Origin of the sequence: Roseateles sp. 22389, assembly GCF_052044995.1 — a bacterium.
Classification (GTDB): Bacteria; Pseudomonadota; Gammaproteobacteria; order Burkholderiales; family Burkholderiaceae_C; genus Roseateles.
The window spans coordinates 82,182-98,705 of record NZ_JBQEOF010000006.1 but is presented as its reverse complement, the minus strand read 5'-3'; the positions used below and the strand labels follow the sequence as shown (position 1 = coordinate 98,705).

At 69.4% G+C, this 16,524-nt stretch carries 13 protein-coding genes; 1 reads left to right on the top strand and 12 read right to left on the bottom strand.

Annotated features, from left to right (window positions below; translation table 11 throughout):
* Positions 1 to 19 precede the first annotated feature (19 nt).
* From ACTJKJ_RS10555 to ACTJKJ_RS10500, 12 genes are all read right to left on the bottom strand, one after another.
* Positions 20 to 1,939: an XrtA/PEP-CTERM system amidotransferase gene (locus ACTJKJ_RS10555; RefSeq protein ID WP_440820406.1), complete on the bottom strand. Its 1,920-nt coding sequence runs from the start codon at positions 1,937 to 1,939 to the stop codon at positions 20 to 22.
* A 21-nt stretch (positions 1,940 to 1,960) separates the two neighbouring features.
* Positions 1,961 to 3,157 (bottom strand): TIGR03088 family PEP-CTERM/XrtA system glycosyltransferase, encoded by a 1,197-nt coding sequence (locus tag ACTJKJ_RS10550; protein WP_440820405.1) that lies wholly within the window; start codon positions 3,155 to 3,157, stop codon positions 1,961 to 1,963.
* Positions 3,154 to 4,764, bottom strand: a complete 1,611-nt coding sequence (xrtA, locus tag ACTJKJ_RS10545; RefSeq protein WP_440820404.1) for an exosortase A — start codon at positions 4,762 to 4,764, stop codon at positions 3,154 to 3,156. Before xrtA ends, ACTJKJ_RS10550 begins: the two co-directional genes overlap by 4 nt.
* A gap of 79 nt (positions 4,765 to 4,843) precedes the next feature.
* Positions 4,844 to 6,079 carry a TIGR03087 family PEP-CTERM/XrtA system glycosyltransferase gene (locus ACTJKJ_RS10540; RefSeq protein WP_091732851.1) on the bottom strand — a complete coding sequence of 412 codons (1,236 nt, stop codon included), beginning with the start codon at positions 6,077 to 6,079 and terminating at the stop codon, positions 4,844 to 4,846.
* Between the two features lie 10 nt (positions 6,080 to 6,089).
* Positions 6,090 to 7,220 (bottom strand): FemAB family XrtA/PEP-CTERM system-associated protein, encoded by a 1,131-nt coding sequence (locus tag ACTJKJ_RS10535; RefSeq protein ID WP_440820403.1) that lies wholly within the window; start codon positions 7,218 to 7,220, stop codon positions 6,090 to 6,092.
* A complete protein-coding gene (locus ACTJKJ_RS10530) occupies positions 7,217 to 8,077 on the bottom strand; it encodes an XrtA system polysaccharide deacetylase (protein WP_440820402.1) in 861 nt (286 codons plus the stop codon). Before ACTJKJ_RS10530 ends, ACTJKJ_RS10535 begins: the two co-directional genes overlap by 4 nt.
* Positions 8,074 to 9,162 (bottom strand): XrtA/PEP-CTERM system-associated ATPase, encoded by a 1,089-nt coding sequence (locus tag ACTJKJ_RS10525; protein ID WP_440820400.1) that lies wholly within the window; start codon positions 9,160 to 9,162, stop codon positions 8,074 to 8,076. Before ACTJKJ_RS10525 ends, ACTJKJ_RS10530 begins: the two co-directional genes overlap by 4 nt.
* A 13-nt stretch (positions 9,163 to 9,175) precedes the next feature.
* Positions 9,176 to 10,792 carry a TIGR03016 family PEP-CTERM system-associated outer membrane protein gene (locus ACTJKJ_RS10520; protein ID WP_440820399.1) on the bottom strand — a complete coding sequence of 539 codons (1,617 nt, stop codon included), beginning with the start codon at positions 10,790 to 10,792 and terminating at the stop codon, positions 9,176 to 9,178.
* The gene (locus ACTJKJ_RS10515) at positions 10,752 to 11,729 is read right to left on the bottom strand and encodes an XrtA-associated tyrosine autokinase (RefSeq protein ID WP_440820398.1); all 978 of its coding nucleotides are present in this window, start codon (positions 11,727 to 11,729) and stop codon (positions 10,752 to 10,754) included. Before ACTJKJ_RS10515 ends, ACTJKJ_RS10520 begins: the two co-directional genes overlap by 41 nt.
* Before the next feature lie 13 nt (positions 11,730 to 11,742).
* Positions 11,743 to 13,335, bottom strand: coding sequence for an XrtA system polysaccharide chain length determinant (locus ACTJKJ_RS10510; protein WP_091732827.1), 1,593 nt, complete (start codon positions 13,333 to 13,335; stop codon positions 11,743 to 11,745).
* Between the two features lie 139 nt (positions 13,336 to 13,474).
* On the bottom strand, positions 13,475 to 14,113 hold the full coding sequence (locus tag ACTJKJ_RS10505; protein WP_091732823.1) for an XrtA/PEP-CTERM system exopolysaccharide export protein: 639 nt from the start codon (positions 14,111 to 14,113) through the stop codon (positions 13,475 to 13,477).
* Between the two features lie 175 nt (positions 14,114 to 14,288).
* On the bottom strand, positions 14,289 to 15,170 hold the full coding sequence (locus tag ACTJKJ_RS10500) for a ThiF family adenylyltransferase (protein WP_297387779.1): 882 nt from the start codon (positions 15,168 to 15,170) through the stop codon (positions 14,289 to 14,291).
* A 373-nt stretch (positions 15,171 to 15,543) separates the two neighbouring features.
* Here ACTJKJ_RS10500 and ACTJKJ_RS10495 point away from each other — a divergent pair, with 373 nt between their 5' ends.
* On the top strand, positions 15,544 to 16,500 hold the full coding sequence (locus tag ACTJKJ_RS10495; protein ID WP_297387782.1) for a PEP-CTERM sorting domain-containing protein: 957 nt from the start codon (positions 15,544 to 15,546) through the stop codon (positions 16,498 to 16,500).
* Positions 16,501 to 16,524: the final 24 nt, after the last annotated feature.

Sequence of the window (16,524 nt, the reverse complement as noted above, 5' to 3'; positions counted from 1 at the left end):
GTCTGCTTCGCCGGGCCGGTCAAGCGGCCTCGCGCATCGAGGACGCGCCCATGACGTTGCGCAGGAACGCGTCGTACATCAGCAGCGTCCACAGCGGCGTGCTGTGATCACGCGAGCCGTTCTCATGCTGCTCGACCATCGCGCCGACGGCCTTGAGGTCGAACAGCCCCGAATCCGCCAGCGGTCCGCCCAGCAGCGCGCCCCGCACGCGCTGGCGCAGCGGCCCGCGGAACCAGCGCGCCAGCGGCACCGCGAAGCCCATCTTGGGCCGGTAGAGCACGTCGTTCGGGAGATGCGGCTCAAGCGTCTTCTTGAACAGGTACTTGCCCTCGCCGCCGCGCAGCTTCATGTGGGACGGCAGCGTGGCTAGCCACTCGACCAGCGGGTGGTCCATCAGCGGCTCGCGCACCTCCAGCGAGTGCGCCATCGACGCGCGGTCCACCTTGGTGTTGATGTCGCCGACCAGGTAGGTCTGCAGGTCGATGTACTGGATCAGCGCCAGCGGATCGTCGGTGCCGGCGCGCTCGGCATGCTGCAGGAACAGCTCGCGCGCGTTGTAGCCGCCCAGCTCCGACTTGAAGCGCGCGCTGTACAGCGGCATGCGCTCGTTGTCGCGGATCACGGACATCGTGTGGAAGTAGGCCTCCACCGAGTTGCGCGCCAGCGCCTGGAAGGTCGTCTTCGCGCGGAACACGCGCGGCGCCCAGTCCGCCTTCGGATAGAGCCGGCCCAGCGTGCCGAACAGCGGCTTGCGCAGCCCCAGCGGCAGGCTGGCGCGCATGCGCTCCTCCATCATGTGCAGCTTGTAGCGGCGGTAGCCGCCGAAGCTCTCGTCGCCGCCATCACCCGACAGCGCCACCGTCACATGCTTGCGCGCGAGCTGGCAGACGCGGTAGGTCGGGATCGCGGAGCTGTCGGCATAGGGCTCGTCGTAGAGCCGCGCCAGCGTGTCGATCAGGTCGAAGTCGTCGCTCTGGACCATCTCCACGTGGTGGTCGGTCTGGTAGCGGTCCGCGACCATCTGCGCGAATTCGGACTCGTTGTACTGCGGATCGTCGAAGGACATCGAGCAGGTCTTGACCGGGCCGTTGGTCTCGCCGGCCATCATCGCGACCACCGCGCTGGAGTCCACGCCGCCCGACAGGAAGGCGCCCAGCGGCACCTCCGAGATCAGCCGCAGCTTGACCGCCTCGCGCAGGCGGCGCGTCAGTTCCTCCTGCGCCTGGACCTCGTCGATCTTGTTGTCCGTGGTGAAGCTGACGTCCCAGTAGCGGCGCGGCTGGCCCAGGCGCTGGTCGCCGCGCTTGATGACCAGCGTGTGCGCGGGCGGCAGCTTCAGCGCCTGGCGGAAGATGGTGCGCGGTTCGGCGACGTAGCCCAGCGCGAAGTACTCCTCGACCGCCTGCGGCACGATGTCGCGCTTCATCGCCGGGTGCGCGAGCAGCGCTTTCAGCTCGGAGCCGAAGACCAGCGTGCCGTCGTCCAGCAGCGCGTAGAACATCGGCTTCACGCCGAGCCGGTCGCGCGCCATGAAGAGCTGGTCGCGCGCCTGGTCCCACAGCACGAACGCGAACATGCCGCGCAGCTTGTGCACGCAGTCCTCGCCCCAGGCCGACCAGGCGTGGACGATGGCCTCGGTGTCGCTCTTGGTCTGGAAGACGTAGCCCAGCGCGGTCAGCTCCTCGGTGAGCTGCTGGTAGTTGTAGATCTCGCCGTTGAAGACGATGCCCACCGAATGGTCCGCGTTGAACAGCGGCTGCTGGCCGGTGGCGATGTCGATGATCGACAGCCGGCGGTGGCCGAAGGCCAGTCCCGGTTGCAGGTGGATGGAGCCTTCGTCCGGGCCGCGGTGGTGCAGCGAGTCGTTGATGCGATGCATCAGCGCGCCATCGAAGTCGCGCCGCCCCCGGGTGTCGAAGAGTCCGCTGATTCCGCACATGCTCGTTCCCCTGCCTATCCCTCAGTTGTTCTTGTCGGCGCCGGCACGGTGGCCGCGCAGCGAGTCATACAGCCCCTGGTAGCGGGCGACCATGGCGCGCATGCTGAAGTCGCGCTCGACGCGCGCGCGGCCGGCCTCGCCCATCGCCGCCGCCCGCGCCGGATCGCGCGCCAGCGCCAGCAGCGCCGCGGCCATCGCCTCGGGCGCGGCGGCGGGGACCAGCAGGCCGCTCTCGTCGCGCGTGACCAGGTCCGCATTGCCACCGACCTCGGTCGCCACCACCGGCAGCCCGCTGGCCATCGCCTCCAGGATGGTGTTGGAGATGCCTTCCGCCAGCGACGGCAGCGCGAACACATGCAGGCCGCGCATCACGGCCGGCACGTCGGTGCGCTCGCCCGGCAGCCAGGCCAGCGCGCTCAGGCCCGCCTCGTCGAGCAGCGCCTGGCACTGCGCCCGCAGCGGACCGTCGCCGACCAGCACCAGACGCGCGCGCTCGCGCAGCTCCGGGGCCGCGCCGATCATCGCGATGAAAGCGCGCGTCAGCATCAGTTGGTCCTTGACCGGCGCCATGCGGCCCACGGTGCCGATCAGCCAGTGCGCGGCCGGATCGAAGGGGCAGCCGGGGATGGGCTCGGCGTGCTGGCGCTGGAAGCGCTGCGTGTCGACGCCGTTGACGAACTGGCTCACGCGCGCCGGCGGCACGCCGACCGGGCCGGTGAGGTACTCGCCCAGGTCGCGCGACAGCGCGATGTAGTGCGAGACGAAGGGCTTGTAGAAGCGGCGCACGCGCTGGTAGGCGCGGTTGCGGCCGTCCAGGTCGCCAACGTCGCGGCCATGCTCGCCGTGGATGCGCACCGGCACGCGCGCGGCCCACGCGGGCAGCTGCACCTCCAGCGCGGCCAGGTTGCGGCTGTGCACGATCGCGGGCCGGAGCGTGCGGAACAGCCGGTACAGCTTCGGATAAAGCCAGAAGCCCTGCCCCGGCGGCTTGTTCAGCGCGAAGCACTCGACGTCGTCGCGCTGCAGGCGCTTGCGGAAATCGGTGACCTCGGTCAGCGCGACGATCGCGTGCCGGTAGTCCTTCGCCGGCATGTGGTTGATCAGGTTCACCACGCCGTTCTCGAGACCACCGGTGTCGAAGCGGTACATCACGTGCAGCACCAGCGGCCGCTCGTCGGCCACGGCCATCGCGCGCTCGACGCTCATGCCGGCGCTCATCGCGCGGCTCCCGTTGCCGCGCCGCGCTGGCCGGCATCGCGCACCTGGCGCAGCTCGGCGTCGATCGCGGCCCAGTGCTGGCTCAGGAAGGCATCGAGCCGGCGCGGCGCCTGCTCGTCGGCCTCGGTGTAGACAAGCACCAACGCGGCGTCGTCGCCCTGCCCGCGCAGCCGCTCCAGCGCGCCCCAGACCCGCGCGCGCCAGGCGCTGGTCATCGGTCGGCCATTGATCCAGTAGACATGCCACATCAGCATCCGCGGCGCGGTCACCGCGTCCAGCGAGGAGGCGCGCACCTGCGTGCTCAGCAGCGGGATCGCCGCGGCGGCGCGGCCGTCCGCGCCGGCCGGCACGACGTCCACCGTGCCGCGGCCGGTCACGGCCCACTGCTTGTTCTCCGGCGACACGACCGCGTTGCTGGAGCTCACCAGCTTGCGTTCGTAGTCCTGGTCGCGGAAATACTGCAGGTGCAGGCCCACGCGCGGCTGGTTCGCCGGTCCGGTGAACTGCTGGTGGCGCGTGGCATTGGCGCCTTCGAAGTCGGGCGTCCACGCGTCCGAGGGCACGACCTGGGCCTGCCAGCCCGGTGCCGCGGCCACGGCGGGCAGCGTGTCGATCGGGGCCGAGTGGCCCTGGCGCAGCCAGGCCCCCGCGGCCACGGGCAGTGCGACGGCCAGCAGCACGGCGACGGTCGCGCCCCAGCCCCTGGCCCGGGTCGCGGGCGCGGCGGCCTCGCGGGCCGGTGGGACCAGCGGCAACTCCGGCTGCGACCAGCGCGCGCCGATCAGGAACATCGCCAGCATCACGACGCCGAAGAACAGCCAGCCGTAGATCAGGTGGTCCACGCCCACCGCCAGGGTGTTGCCCGACAGATGGCCGATCATGACGATCAGGTAGGCGCGGGCCCAGTTCGCCACCAGCGGCAGCGCCAGCGCGAAGGCGATGAAGCCCAGGCGACGCCGCGTCGAGTGGTAGCTGAGGTAGGCGTAGAGCGTGCCCACCATCGCCGAGGCGATCAGGTAGCGCACGCCGGAGCAGGCCTCGACGACGGACCACTGGCCGCTCGGGATGATGAACTGCAGGCCTTCCTGGTAGACCGGCAGGCCGCTGAGCCGCAGCGCGAGGACGGTGAACTTCGCCGTCCAGTCCATCAGCTGCGGCAGCAGGAACTCGCCCACCGGGACGCAGAAGAAGAGGAAGCCCAGCGGGAAGGCCATCTCGCGCGCGACGCGCCAGCCCAGCACCGCCGGCACCAGCAGCACCAGCATGGCCACCAGCGCGAACTGGGTGGCGGCGTTGATCGCGGCGAAGTCGGCGAACAGCCAGATCGCGCCGAGCAGCGCGATCGGCAGCGCCAGCCCGGGCACCGGCCGCGGCGTCAGCGGCGCGACCATTTCGCGCCGGCGCCAGGCCAGCCACAGCGCGATCGGCGGTACCAGGAAGGCATGGGTGAAGGTGCCGGAGCGCCACCAGATGGTGACCATGCCCAGCGCGGTCTGGCGGTACAGCAGCAGCAGAGCGATGGTCAGCAGGACCAGCACCGCGAGGGGACGACGCCAGGTGGCAGGAATGCCTCGCTCGGGCAGCGCGGACGGGGTAGTAGCGCTCATGTGAGCCCCTCGCCCGTGGCCCGCCACGGCCGGTCCCCCAAGGGGACGCGAGCTTGCTTGGGACGGCCCTGCGCTGCGCTCATGCCGCCTGTCCCTGCGCCGTCTCGCGCGGCAGGTAGCCGTCGAGCTTGGCCAGATGGGCCTGCCAGCTGAACTGGCGCAGCACCCGCTCGCGAGCCTGCTGGCCGATGGCCTGGGCGCGCGCGGGCGCGCTCAGCAGCGCGTGGACCAGCTCGAGGTAATCGGCGGCGCTGTCGGCCGAGAGCAGGTCCTGGCCGGCCAGCACGCCATCGGCGCCCAGCGCCTCGACGCAGCTGCGCGCCGCCACGACCGGGCGGCCGACGGCCATCGCCTCCAGGATCTTGTTCTGCACGCCACGCGCCAGGCGCAGCGGCGCCACGACCGCAGCCGCGTGCTGCAGGTAGGGCCGCACGTCCGGCACCGTGCCGGTGACACGCACCGCGTCGCCGGCCAGCGCCAGCACCGCCGGCGTCGGCGCGCGGCCGACGATGGTGAAGCGCAGCGTCGGCCAGCGCTGGCGCAGCTGCGGCAGCACCTCGGCGGTGAACCACTGCACCGCGTCGACGTTGGGCCAGTAGTCCATCGCGCCGGTGAAGACCAGCGGCAGCTCGTCCGCCTCGAAGGGGTTGGCCTGCTGCGGCAGCGGCGCGAAGTAGCCGCTGTCGACGCCGTTGCTCAGCGCCTCGATCGGCGCGCCGGTGGCGGACAGACGCTGGAACAGCGCCTTCTCGCCCTCGGTGACGAAGAAGGAGCAGCGCGCCTGCTCGGCGACGCGGCGCTCGTAGGCGAGCAGCTCGCGGCCCTCGCGGCGATACAGCCACGACATCGGCCAGCGGTGCGCCTTGGCGTAGTCGGTCCACTTGGCCGAGTCCACGTCGACGAAGTCGATCAGCATCGGCACCGGGCCCGCGATCTCGCGCAGTTGCTCGGCGTACTGCGCCATCGTCGACGAGAACACCACGACCGCGTCGAAGCGCTGGCGCCGCGCGAGCTGCGCGATCCAGTCGCGCATCGCGCGGTGGCGGTAGTAGGGCAGGCTCAGCGCCTCGCCGGTGGCCAGGCCGCGCAGGCTGGCCACGCGCGCCAGCAGCGGGTTCAGGTCGGCGGCGAAGACCTCCTCGCACTGCGCCTGCAGCGCCGGCACATGGGCCCAGTCCTCGGCATCGTCGACGAAGGTGCCCAGCCACACCCGGTGCTGCGCGGTCAGGTGCTTGAGCAGGTGGTACGAGCGCAGCTTGTCGCCCTTGTTGGGCGGATACGGCAGGCGGTGGACCAGGTAGAGGATGTCGGCCACGGTGCCCTCCTCAGCCGAGGCTGCGCACGATGTGCGGCCCGAGCCAGTTGGCCACGCCGATCGGCAGGCGGCGCCAGGCCTTGATCATCAGCTGGTACTTGGCATTGCTGGGGTTGTTCTGCGGCACCGCGTCGCGCTTGTAGAGGCGGTACTCGTAGTTCAGCGGCGTCGGCTCGAAGCCCCAGTTCTTCTTGAACGCATAGCTGCCGGTGCCCTGCTTGCTGCGGCCGTAGTCGAAGACCTTGAGCCCGCGCGCGCAGGCGCGGCGCATCAGCTCCCAGTACTTGAAGTCGTTGGCGGCCAGGTCGCGCGCCGCGACCGCGTCGCCGGCGTAGTACGGCAGCACCTCGTCACGGAAGTAGAAGCTCAGCACGCCGGACAGCGGCTCGCCCTGCGGGCCGGTGACGATCAGCACCTCGGCCGCGTCGCCGAACTCGTCCAGCAGCGCCTGGAAGTAGCGCCGCGGCATCGCCGGCGTGCCGTGGCGATGGACGTTGTCCGCGTACAGCGCGAAGAAGCGCTTCACGTCGCGGTCGATCTCCGCCTTCAGCGCGTTCTTGATGCCCTTGCGCACCATCGCGCGCTGCTTGCGCGGGATGGCCAGCATGTTGGCCTCCTCGTCCTCGAGGATCTCCTTGCGGAAGGTGACGTACAGGTCCTGGTGCGGCCAGTCCTGGTGACGGCGCTGGATGTTGCGCAGCTCCAGGTGATCGGGCGACAGCGTCTGGCACAGGCGCTGCGCCATCTGCTCCAGATGGTCGGCCGCCTCGGGCGTCTCGGCGGCCACGCCGCCATAGACGGCGAAGGGCAGGCTCACCAGCGCATGGCCGAACAGCCGGCTCTTGACCTCGGCCAGCGGCAGCACGCCTTCGATGCGGCCGTCGCGCTCGACGTAGAAGAAGAAGCAGCGGTGCTTGAACTGGCGCTGGATGACGCGCTGCCAGCCCGAGAGATGGAAGAAGGTCGCGGACGGACAGCCGCGCACGAACTCGTCCCAGCGCCGCGCCGTGGCGGCGTCGTCGACCTGCAGCTGCTTGACCTCCAGTTGGGCCGCCGCGCCCGCTCCGGAGGATGCGTGGGCGGAGGCCGGGGCGCCGCGCTGCGTGTCGACGTCCGGGAGGGCCGGTGCTGCCGCGCTCATGCCGCCTGCCGCTCGGCGCCGNGGAAGAGCTCGTCCATCCGCGCCCAGGCGAAGTCGCCGAGCAGCTGCTCGATGCGCGACTCGGTGCGGTCGATGTTGACGTAATGGCGGAAGCGCGTCTTCGCATCGATGCCGGGGATGCGCGGCTGCGCCGGATCGATCTCCCACGGATGGAAATAGAAGACCGCGCTGCGGCCCTCGATGCGGTTGAAGCGCTCGATCATCCAGCGGGTGACGCCGTAGGGCAGCAGCCGGAACCAGCCGCCGCCGCTGCTCGGATAGTTCTTGCCCCGGAAGCGCAGCGTGGTCACCGGCACCTCGATCAGGCGCGGGCGCACCTCATGCGCGAAGCGCGGCGCATCGGGCATGCCGTAGTGGTCGTGCTGGATCGGATAGACGCTGGAGCTGTAGCGGTAGCCGCAGTCGCGCAGCACGTCGAAGGCCCAGAGGTTGTCCTTGCCGATCGAGAAGCTCGGCGCGCGGTAGCCCTTGACCTCGACGCCGCCCAGGTCCTCGAGCAGCGCCTTCGCGTCGCCGACGTCCTTCTGGAAGGAGGCGCGGTCCAGGTCGCTGGCGCGCTCATGGCCGAAGCCATGGCTGGCGAGTTCATGGCCGCGCGCGACGATCTCGCGCACCAGCTGCGGATAACGCTGCGCGATCCAGCCCAGCGTGAAGAAGGTCGCCTTCACGCCCTTCGCGTCAAGCAGGTCCAGGATGCGATGGACGTTGCGCTCGACGCGGCATTCGCGCGCGTCCCAGTCGCCGCGCGCGATGTAGGGCGCGAAGGCGGAGACCTGGAAGTAGTCCTCGACGTCGATGCTCATCGCATTGCGGATCACCGTGCGGTTCGGGCTCATCGCATCGCTCCCACCAGTTTCTGCAGCAGCGCCAGCGTCTGCTGGTTGATCCGTTCCAGGCGCATCAGGCTGTCCTCGATGCGCTGCAGCCGCGCGTCCTGGCCGTCCAGACCCAGGCCGGCGAGTTCGTCGGCCAGCGCGCCGAGCTCGCCGTTCATGCCGCCCTGCCCCACCCGCGCGCGCAGCCGCGACAGGTCCAGGTCGACCGCCAGCTCCGCGCCGGACGCATGGCCGTTGAGCTCCGCAGCATGCAGCGCCGGCGCGGGCGCCGAGGCCGATTCCTTGGACAGGTCCTCGACCACCTCGTCGACATCGGCCGCGGTGAGGTGCGGGTTCTCGTGCATGAAGCCCAGCAGCAGCAGGCGGTCGCACAGCGTGTTGATGCGCCGCGGGATGCCGTGGCTGGCGCGGTGCAGCGCGGTGAAGGCGTCGGCGTCGAAGCTGGGCTTGCCGCTCGCGCCGGCGCACTTGAGACGGTGCTCGATGTAGCGCTGGGTGTCCTCCTCGTCCAGCGGGCCGATGTGGCAGCTGGCCGCGATGCGCTGGCGGAACTGCTCCATCTCGGGCCGCTGCAGGATGGCGCGGAACTCCGGCTGCCCGACCAGGAAGGTCTGCACCAGCGACTGGTTGCCGAACTGGAAGTTGGACAGCATGCGCAGTTCCTCGACCGCGCGTGCGGTGAGGTTCTGCGCCTCGTCCACGATCAGCAGGCAGCGCTTGCCGCGGCTGGCCTCGCTGACGAAGAAGGCCTCCAGCGCCATCAGCAGCTCGCTCTTGGGCAGGTCCTTGACCCGCACGCCGAAGGCCGCGCCCACCAGGCGCAGCGTGTCCTCGGCGTCCAGCTGCGTGGTGACCACGTTGCCGATGACGACGTTGCTGCGGTTCAGGCTGTCGAGCAGCCCGCGCACCAGCGTCGTCTTGCCGGCGCCGATCTCGCCAGTGATGACGATGAAGCCGTCGCTGCGCAGGACGCCGTAGTCCAGGTAGGCCTTGGCGCGGCGATGCTGCTTGCTGCCGAAGTAGAAGCTGGGGTCGGGACTGAGCTGGAACGGCTTGCTGGCCAGCCCGTAGAAGGCCTCGTACATGACGGTGACTGCTTTAGAAGCGCTGGGTCAGCGATGCGTAGATCGCGTGTTCCTGATAGCTGTTGGCGAACAGGCTGGTGTCGTCGAACTTCGTCTGGCGCAGGCCGAAGGCGGCATCGCTGCGCGGCCCCAGCCGGAGCGTGAGGTTGGCGGTCAGCGACCGCATGTCGTTGCCGCCGACGCCGTCGCCGCGGGAGTTCTGCCGCGAGTAGCTCAGGTTGGCATTGGCCAGCGGGGTGAGGCGGTAGCCGACCGAGACCGTCGCGCCGCGCTGGCGCACCCGGTCGGTCAGGGCCAGGTCGCCGCTGCCCGTCGGCGCGGTGTTGATGCGCCGGCTGTTGTTGTCGTTGGCGCTGAAGGTGGTGGTGAGCCGCGGGCCGCTCCAGATCAGCGACACGTCGGTGCGGCGCTGCAGCGTCGCGGTGTTGCTCAGGAAGCCGGCGCCGCTGAACGAGTTCGGGCTCAGGCCCAGCGCCGCCAGCAGCGCGCGCACCAGCGCGTCGCGCTTGACCGGGTCGGGCTCGGTGCCGCTGAACTGCAGGTCCAGCAGCTGGTAGTTGGTGGCCTGCGTCGGCGTCTCGCCGGTGTTGACGCTCTGGCTGCTGTTGACCCGCAGCGCGAGCTGCGACATGCGGTGCTCGAAGCTCAGGTTGTGGCTGTTGCCGTAGCTGTGGTGCTGCCAGTCGGCGGCCAGCTTGGTCCGCGGCCCCGGCGACCAGCGCAGGTTGGCGCCGTAGACCGAGGTGGTCTCCGGGCCGAAGTAGTCGCTGCGCTCGCGCCCGCCGGTGACGCCCAGCATCCAGTCGACGTCCGGCACCCAGTTCAGCGAGCCCACCACGCTGGTGGTGCGATAGTCGATGCCGGTCTGCTCGAAATGCATGCGGCTGGTGGAGGCGTTGAGCCCCCAGTTGAGCTGGCGCCCGGCCGGGCCGGCCAGGTTCAGCATCAGCGAGCCTTCCTTGCTGTTGCCGCTGCCGCTGGCCGCGCCGGCGCCGCCCTCGCTGGAGTCGCGCATCTGGCCGGTGGCCCGCAGCTCGAAGGTCGCGGCGCTGCCCAGCCGCCCGCGCCAGTACGGCGAGACCTGCAGCATGCGGGTCTCGGTGCGATTGGGGCTGTCCAGCGTGCCGTCGGGCGACTGCTGGCCGAAGGCCGAGATCGCCTGCTGGCTGATGTTGCCGGTGACGTCCACGTACAGCGCCGTCTGCACCAGCTCCGCGGTGAAGCGGGTGCTGAGCTGGTTCTGGAGCCGGCTGTCGCGCTCGCTCTTGGCGTAGACGATGCCGTCGAGCGTGTAGTCGAAGCTGCCGCGGATCGCGCCGCTGCTGCTGGCGATCGTCACCCCCGGCGAGACGGTGGTGATGAAGGCGCGGTCGCGCGAGTTGTCGGGCGACAGCGCGAGGTTGTCGGTCCAGGTCTCCGAGACGCTGATCCGCGGGATCACCGCGATGCCCTTGCGCGATCCGCCGGCGGACGCGGCCTCCTCCTGCGCGACGGCGGGCGCCTGCGCCACGGCGGCGACCAGGCCCAGCGCGGCCAGGGCGACCCGGGACAGCGGCCGGCGGCGAAGGTCGAAGGCCCGCGTCATCGTGTCAGGCCCGGTCCGCGCCGGGTTGCGCGTCGCCCTGGCCATCGGCCTGGCCATAACCGTAACCGTAGCCATACCCGTAGCCGTAGCCATAACCGTAGCCGCTGCTGCGCTTGTTGCTGGCCTGGTTGAGCAGCAGCATCTTGAGCGGGCAGTGCTCGATGGCCGCGACGGCCTGCTGCACCGCGCTCTGCGGCGTGCGCTCGGCCTGCACGACGATGACGACCTGGCCCATGTGCGTGGCCAGCACCCGCGACTCGGTGGTCAGCAGCAGCGGCGGGCTGTCGAAGATGATGATCCGGTCCGGATAACGCTTGGCCATGTCGTCCAGCAGCGCGCTCATCGCGTCGCTGGCCAGCAGCTCGGTGGCGCGCGAGTGCGGGCGGCCGCTGGGCAGCAGCGTCAGCTTGTCGACGTTGGTCTTGAGCAGGACGCTGGCCATGTCGGCCTCCTTCTCCAGCACGTCCAGCAGGCCGGGGCCGGGCGGCAGGCCCAGCATGCGCAGCATCGACGGGCGGGCGACGTCGGCGTCCACCAGCATCACGGTGTTGTCGAACTCGGCCGCGATCGACATGGCCAGGTTCAGGGAGGTGAAGCTCTTGCCCTCGCCGGGCAGCGCGCTGGTCACCATGATCAGGTTGGCGTGATTGAGGGTCGAGGCACCCTTGTTCATCGCGTTGCGGATCAGCGGGCGCTTGATGTTGCGGTACTGGTCCGCCATCACCGTGCGCGGCGCGTTCGGCGTCAGGAAGCCCTGCGCCGCGAGCGCGTCCAGGTCGAGGTCGACCCGCTTGGAACTCACGTCGCCGGGCGATCGGATCACCGCCGGGGCCGGGATCGGCACGACGGTCGCGGGCGCGGCCGATGTCGAGGTTGGTGTCGGTGTCACCGCCGGCGCGGCCGCGGTGGCCAGGCCGACGTCGACGCCGGCTTGCTTGAGTTGCTCGAGCCGCTGCGCGGCTTGTTCGATCAGGCTCGTCATGCGAAAACTCCCCTCACCCGGCCTGGCGGCTGATCCAGATGGCCATGCCGATCAGGCCCATGGCGTACAGGCTGACCAGGCTGCCCGACGCGACGCCGAAGCGCAGCAGGTCCACCTTGACGCGGCGCCGGTCCTCCGGCGTCTCCTGGCGCGAGACGGCGCCCAGGATCGGCAGCTCCAGGCGGTGGCGCAGTTCGTTGAGGTCGTGGAACACCGGGCGGATCTGGCTGGCCGCGAAGGCGGTGACCAGGCCGGCGCCGAGCGCCACCACCATGCCGGCGGCCAGCAGCATCAGCCGGTTCGGCGCCACCGGCTTGGGCGAGGCGCGCGGCGGGTCGATGATGCGGAAATCGGCGACGCCCGAGGTGTTGTCCAGGTCGGTCGACAGCGAGGCCGATTCGCGGCGCTCGACCATCTCCTGGTAGTTCTTCTTGATGATGTCGTAGTCGCGGTTGAGCTGGGCGAACTCGGCCTCGAGCTGCGGCGCCAGCTTGATCGCGCCCTGCGCGGAGGCGTAGCGCGCGCCGAATTCGTCGACGCGGGCGCGGATCTGCGCCACCTCGACCTCCTTGGCGGCCAGGATGCGGGCCAGCTCCTGGTTGGCCAGGCTGTCATTGGGGCCGCCGGTGGGCACCGGGTTGGCCAGCGCGGCCTTCTGCAGGTCGGCCACTTCCCGCTTGCGCTGCTCTTCCAGGTCGCGGATCTGGCGCTTGATGTTGACGATGTCCGGATGCTGGTCGGTGTAGCGCTGCTGCAGCTGGTCCAGGCTGCGCTTGAGCTCGGCGATGCGGTTGTCCAGTTCGGGCGTCGCGAACTTCTGCGAGCTCTCCTGCATGAGGCTCTGCAGGCTGGTGCCGGGCTGGCTGCGCTTGCGCTCCATCTCGATCTGCAGCCGGGCGGCGTCGCGGGCGTTCATCGCCTCGCGCAGCTGCAGCCGGGCGGCCTCGAGCTGGTTGCTGGCCTCGGCCAGGCGCGACGCGGCGTCCTTGCCGTCGGCCTGCGTCAGCTGCAGGTTGCGCAGCCGGAATTCCTTGCGCCGCGCTTCCGCCTCCTCGAGCTTGGTCTCGTAGGTCTTGATCTGCTCGTTCAGGAAGGCCGCGGCGGTGGTGCTGTCCTTGCGGCTGGCGCCCAGGCTGGACTCCATGAAGATCGACAGCAGCGAGGCGACGACCTTCTTGGAGATCTCCGGCGAGGAGTCGCGGTAGGACAGCAGGTACAGGTTGTTGGCCGAGTTGCCGGCCGTCTGAATCGAGAGGTTGCGCGTGACCCGGTCGATCAGCGCTTCCTGGTCGGACTTGCTGGTGGCCTTGAGGTCCAGGTCGGCCATGCGCACCAGCTTCTCGACGTTGGGGCGGCTGATCAGCGTGCGGCTGAGCATGTTGACCTGCTGCTCGGTGTTGGTCAGCACGGCCATGCCGGACATCAGCGGCTTGAGGATGGACTGGGTGTCCACGTAGACGCGGGCGCTGGCCTCGTAGCGGTCGGGCACGACGAACACCACGATGGCGGCGGCGATGCCCACCAGCCAGGCGGCGATCAGCCCCGGCCAGCGGTAGCGCCACATCCGCTTGAAGACGGCCATCAATTGCGCGATGAGGGAATCCATGCGGCGATCTCGGTTGCGCCGGCGTCGGCGCCGGTCGAGGCCCGGTCGGGAACGGGCCGGTACTTCGGGAAACGGGCGGGACTGGCCGGGACCGGACCGGGCCGTCGCGCCGCGGGCGCGCGGACCGGCCGGGCGGCGGTCAGAAGAAGCTCTGCGGAATGATCAGGATGTCGCCCGGGCGCATCTCGACGTTGGCGGAGACGTCGCCGCGACGGATCAGGTCCTTCAGACGCACCGAGTACTGCTTGTTGCCCTCGGCGGTGCGCAGGATGGTGGCGGAGTTGCCGGCCGCGAAATCGGTCAGGCCGCCGACGGCGATCATCACGTCCAGCAGCGTCATCTTCTGCTTGTAGGGCAGGAACTGCGGCTTGGCGGCCTCGCCCACGACGCGGATCTGCTCGCTGTACGGGCCGATGAAGCTGGTGACGATCACGGTGACGACCGGATCGCGCACGTACTTGCCGAGCTGCTTCTCGATGTCGCGGGCGATCTCGACCGAGTTCTTGCCCTGCACCGGCAGCTCGTCGATCAGCGGGGCGGCGATCTTGCCGTCGGGGCGTACGGGCACGGTCAGCGACAGTTCCGGATTGCGCCACACGATGATGTTGAGGTTGTCGCCGGCGCCGACCACGTAGCTGTAGTCGGCCTGCGAGGCGGACACCGGCGCGGGCGGCAGGCTGCCGGTGGTCGAGCAGCCGGCCAGCACCGTGGCGACGGCCAGCAGCGCGGTCTGTGCCGCCTTGATGGAAGCGATCTTCAGTCCAGTGTTCTTCAACATGTCCACCCCTGCAGGAAGCTGCCCGGATTGCACCTCAGCGCGCCCGGGTGTGGAACCCCCTGGACTGAGGGCGATCCCTTCCTGACGTGATGGAATTCCGTGCTAGCGGAGCCCCCCGAATCCCCCTGTGGGGGGCCCTCGAATCCCTCCTGGACCGGCCGGGAAAACCCCCGGTTCAGCGCCCGCGGAGCACCGGCTTGATCAGCGCGATCAGCAGGCGCTGCAGCGGGTGGGAGTTTCCGCCGGGCCGCCAGGTGTGCTTGAGCGTGCCGCGATAGGCATCGAAATGCATGCCCCAGGGCGCCGCGCGCAAGGGGCCGCGATTCAACAGCAGCTTCAGCACATTCGTGCCCATGACGCCGGCGCACAACTCGCAGGCCATACCGGTCGACGGGCCGCGCCGTTCCTTGAAATTCACCGCCTCGGGATCCACCAGATACTGCCGGCTGAGCATGGCCGGCGATACCCCGGCGATGAAGCGCGCATATTGCTCCTCGTGCGCCGCGCCCTCGACCTGGAAATAGTCCTCGAAACTCATCCCGGTGGGGCTGAAGTAGAGGAAGGCGGTGCCCATGCCCAGAGGAGCGGCGGTCATCGCGGGAATGCCCAGTTCGCGACAGCGGCGAAACACCTTGCGGCGCACCTCCAGCACGAAGAAGTCGAGGCTGTCGACATACACGTCGACATCCTTCAGGAAATCATCGAGGTTGGCGTCGGTGACGCCGTCGCGGAACAGGCGGATATCGCTTTCCGGATTGATGTCGCGGGCCATTTCGGCGACGACCTCGATCTTGGGCCGGCCCATCGACGACATGAAGGCCGCAGCCTGCCGATTCATGTTGTGGACATCGAATTCATCGAAGTCCGCGATATTGAAATTGGCGATCCCCAGACGCGACAAGGTCAGTACATGGGCGCCGCCGACGCCACCCAATCCGGCCACCGCGACGCGGGCGCGGCGCAGCCGCTGCTGTTCATCCCGGGTGACCCAGCCGATATTGCGCGAGAAGGCGCGGTCGTAATCGAAAGTAAAACCGGAGGGCGTGTCGCGGCTCATGGGGTCTCCCTGTATTCGAATCGCGCCACCGCCGGTTCGCGGGACCGGTCTGCGGGACGCAGCCGCCGAGTATGCGCCTGCCGCCATGACGGCCATCGGCCGAAAAACGGGACGAAAGCACGCGCCGATCGCCCTCGGTCCCACCCCTGCCCCACGCGTCGCGACACCCCCTCGACACCCCCGAAATGTGGGCCAGGCCGCTGTCGAAAAACTTGACAGCAAGCGCCGAGGATTCCCGCATCCGATTACCAAGTCCTTGATTCACAAGGATGAAAGTGCATTGGCACGGTCCTCGCTTTGATCCCGGGCAAGAAGCCGGCACGTGCCGCTTCCTAACGTGCATCTGGCAAGACGCATCCTCAAGGAGAGACACATGTTCAAGCAAGCAAAGCTCGCACTGGCCGCCACCGCGCTGGCCGCTGCGACGTTGCCGGCGATGGCGGCCCCGCTGTACATCAACACCGGCCAGGACTTCGTTCCGGAGCCCAATGGCTCGACGAACACCACCGTGTTCGACCAACTGGGTTACAGCGGCACGCTGGCGACCTCGATCTACCTGGGTTCGCCGGCCACGCCCGGCACCACGGTGATCGACACCAACATCCCGTCCGTGATGAACGGCTACGGCTTCAGCGCGGGCACCAAGCCCACGCTGAGCGGTGGCACCGCCTCGTTCAGCTACCCGAACGCGCCGGCGCAGACCAACATCGACTCGCTGAACAACCCGCAGAACCCGACCGACCTGAACGGCTTCGTCGGTGGCGTGGGCTTCCCGGCCTACGGCTTCGGCAACGTCGGCGGCCTGGGCGGCGCCTGGGGCCTGACCTACGAGTACGAGATCCAGGGCGTGACCGTGGACGGCGATGGCGACGGCGTCTCCGACTTCGTGCGCTACAACACCGGCGTGTTCAGGGTGTTCTACCAAAGCGCGGCGACCGACCCCAACGACGGCAAGGAAGTCCTGCGCCTGATCGTCACCGGTTCGGACATCCAGCTGACCAACCTGAATGTCAGCGGCTACGTTGACTACAGCTACGCGGGTGGCGACACCTTCATCCAGAACTTCTTCAACTCTGGTGACGGTCTGGGCACGCTGTACAGCAACTGGCTGAACAACAACATCTCGGTGAGCTGGGTGCTGGACACCAACGTCGATCCCCCGATCCCGACCCCGGACCAGCTGTGGAACGCTGGCGGCGGCCTGATCCGTCAGTCGACGCTGGACGGCTCCCTGGTGATCAACGTGCCGGAACCGGGCTCCCTCGCCCTGGCCGGCCTGGCCCTGGCGGGCCTGGGCTTCGCCCAGCGCCGCCGCGCCCTGCGCAAGTAATCAGCTTCGGCTGAATGCGAAAAC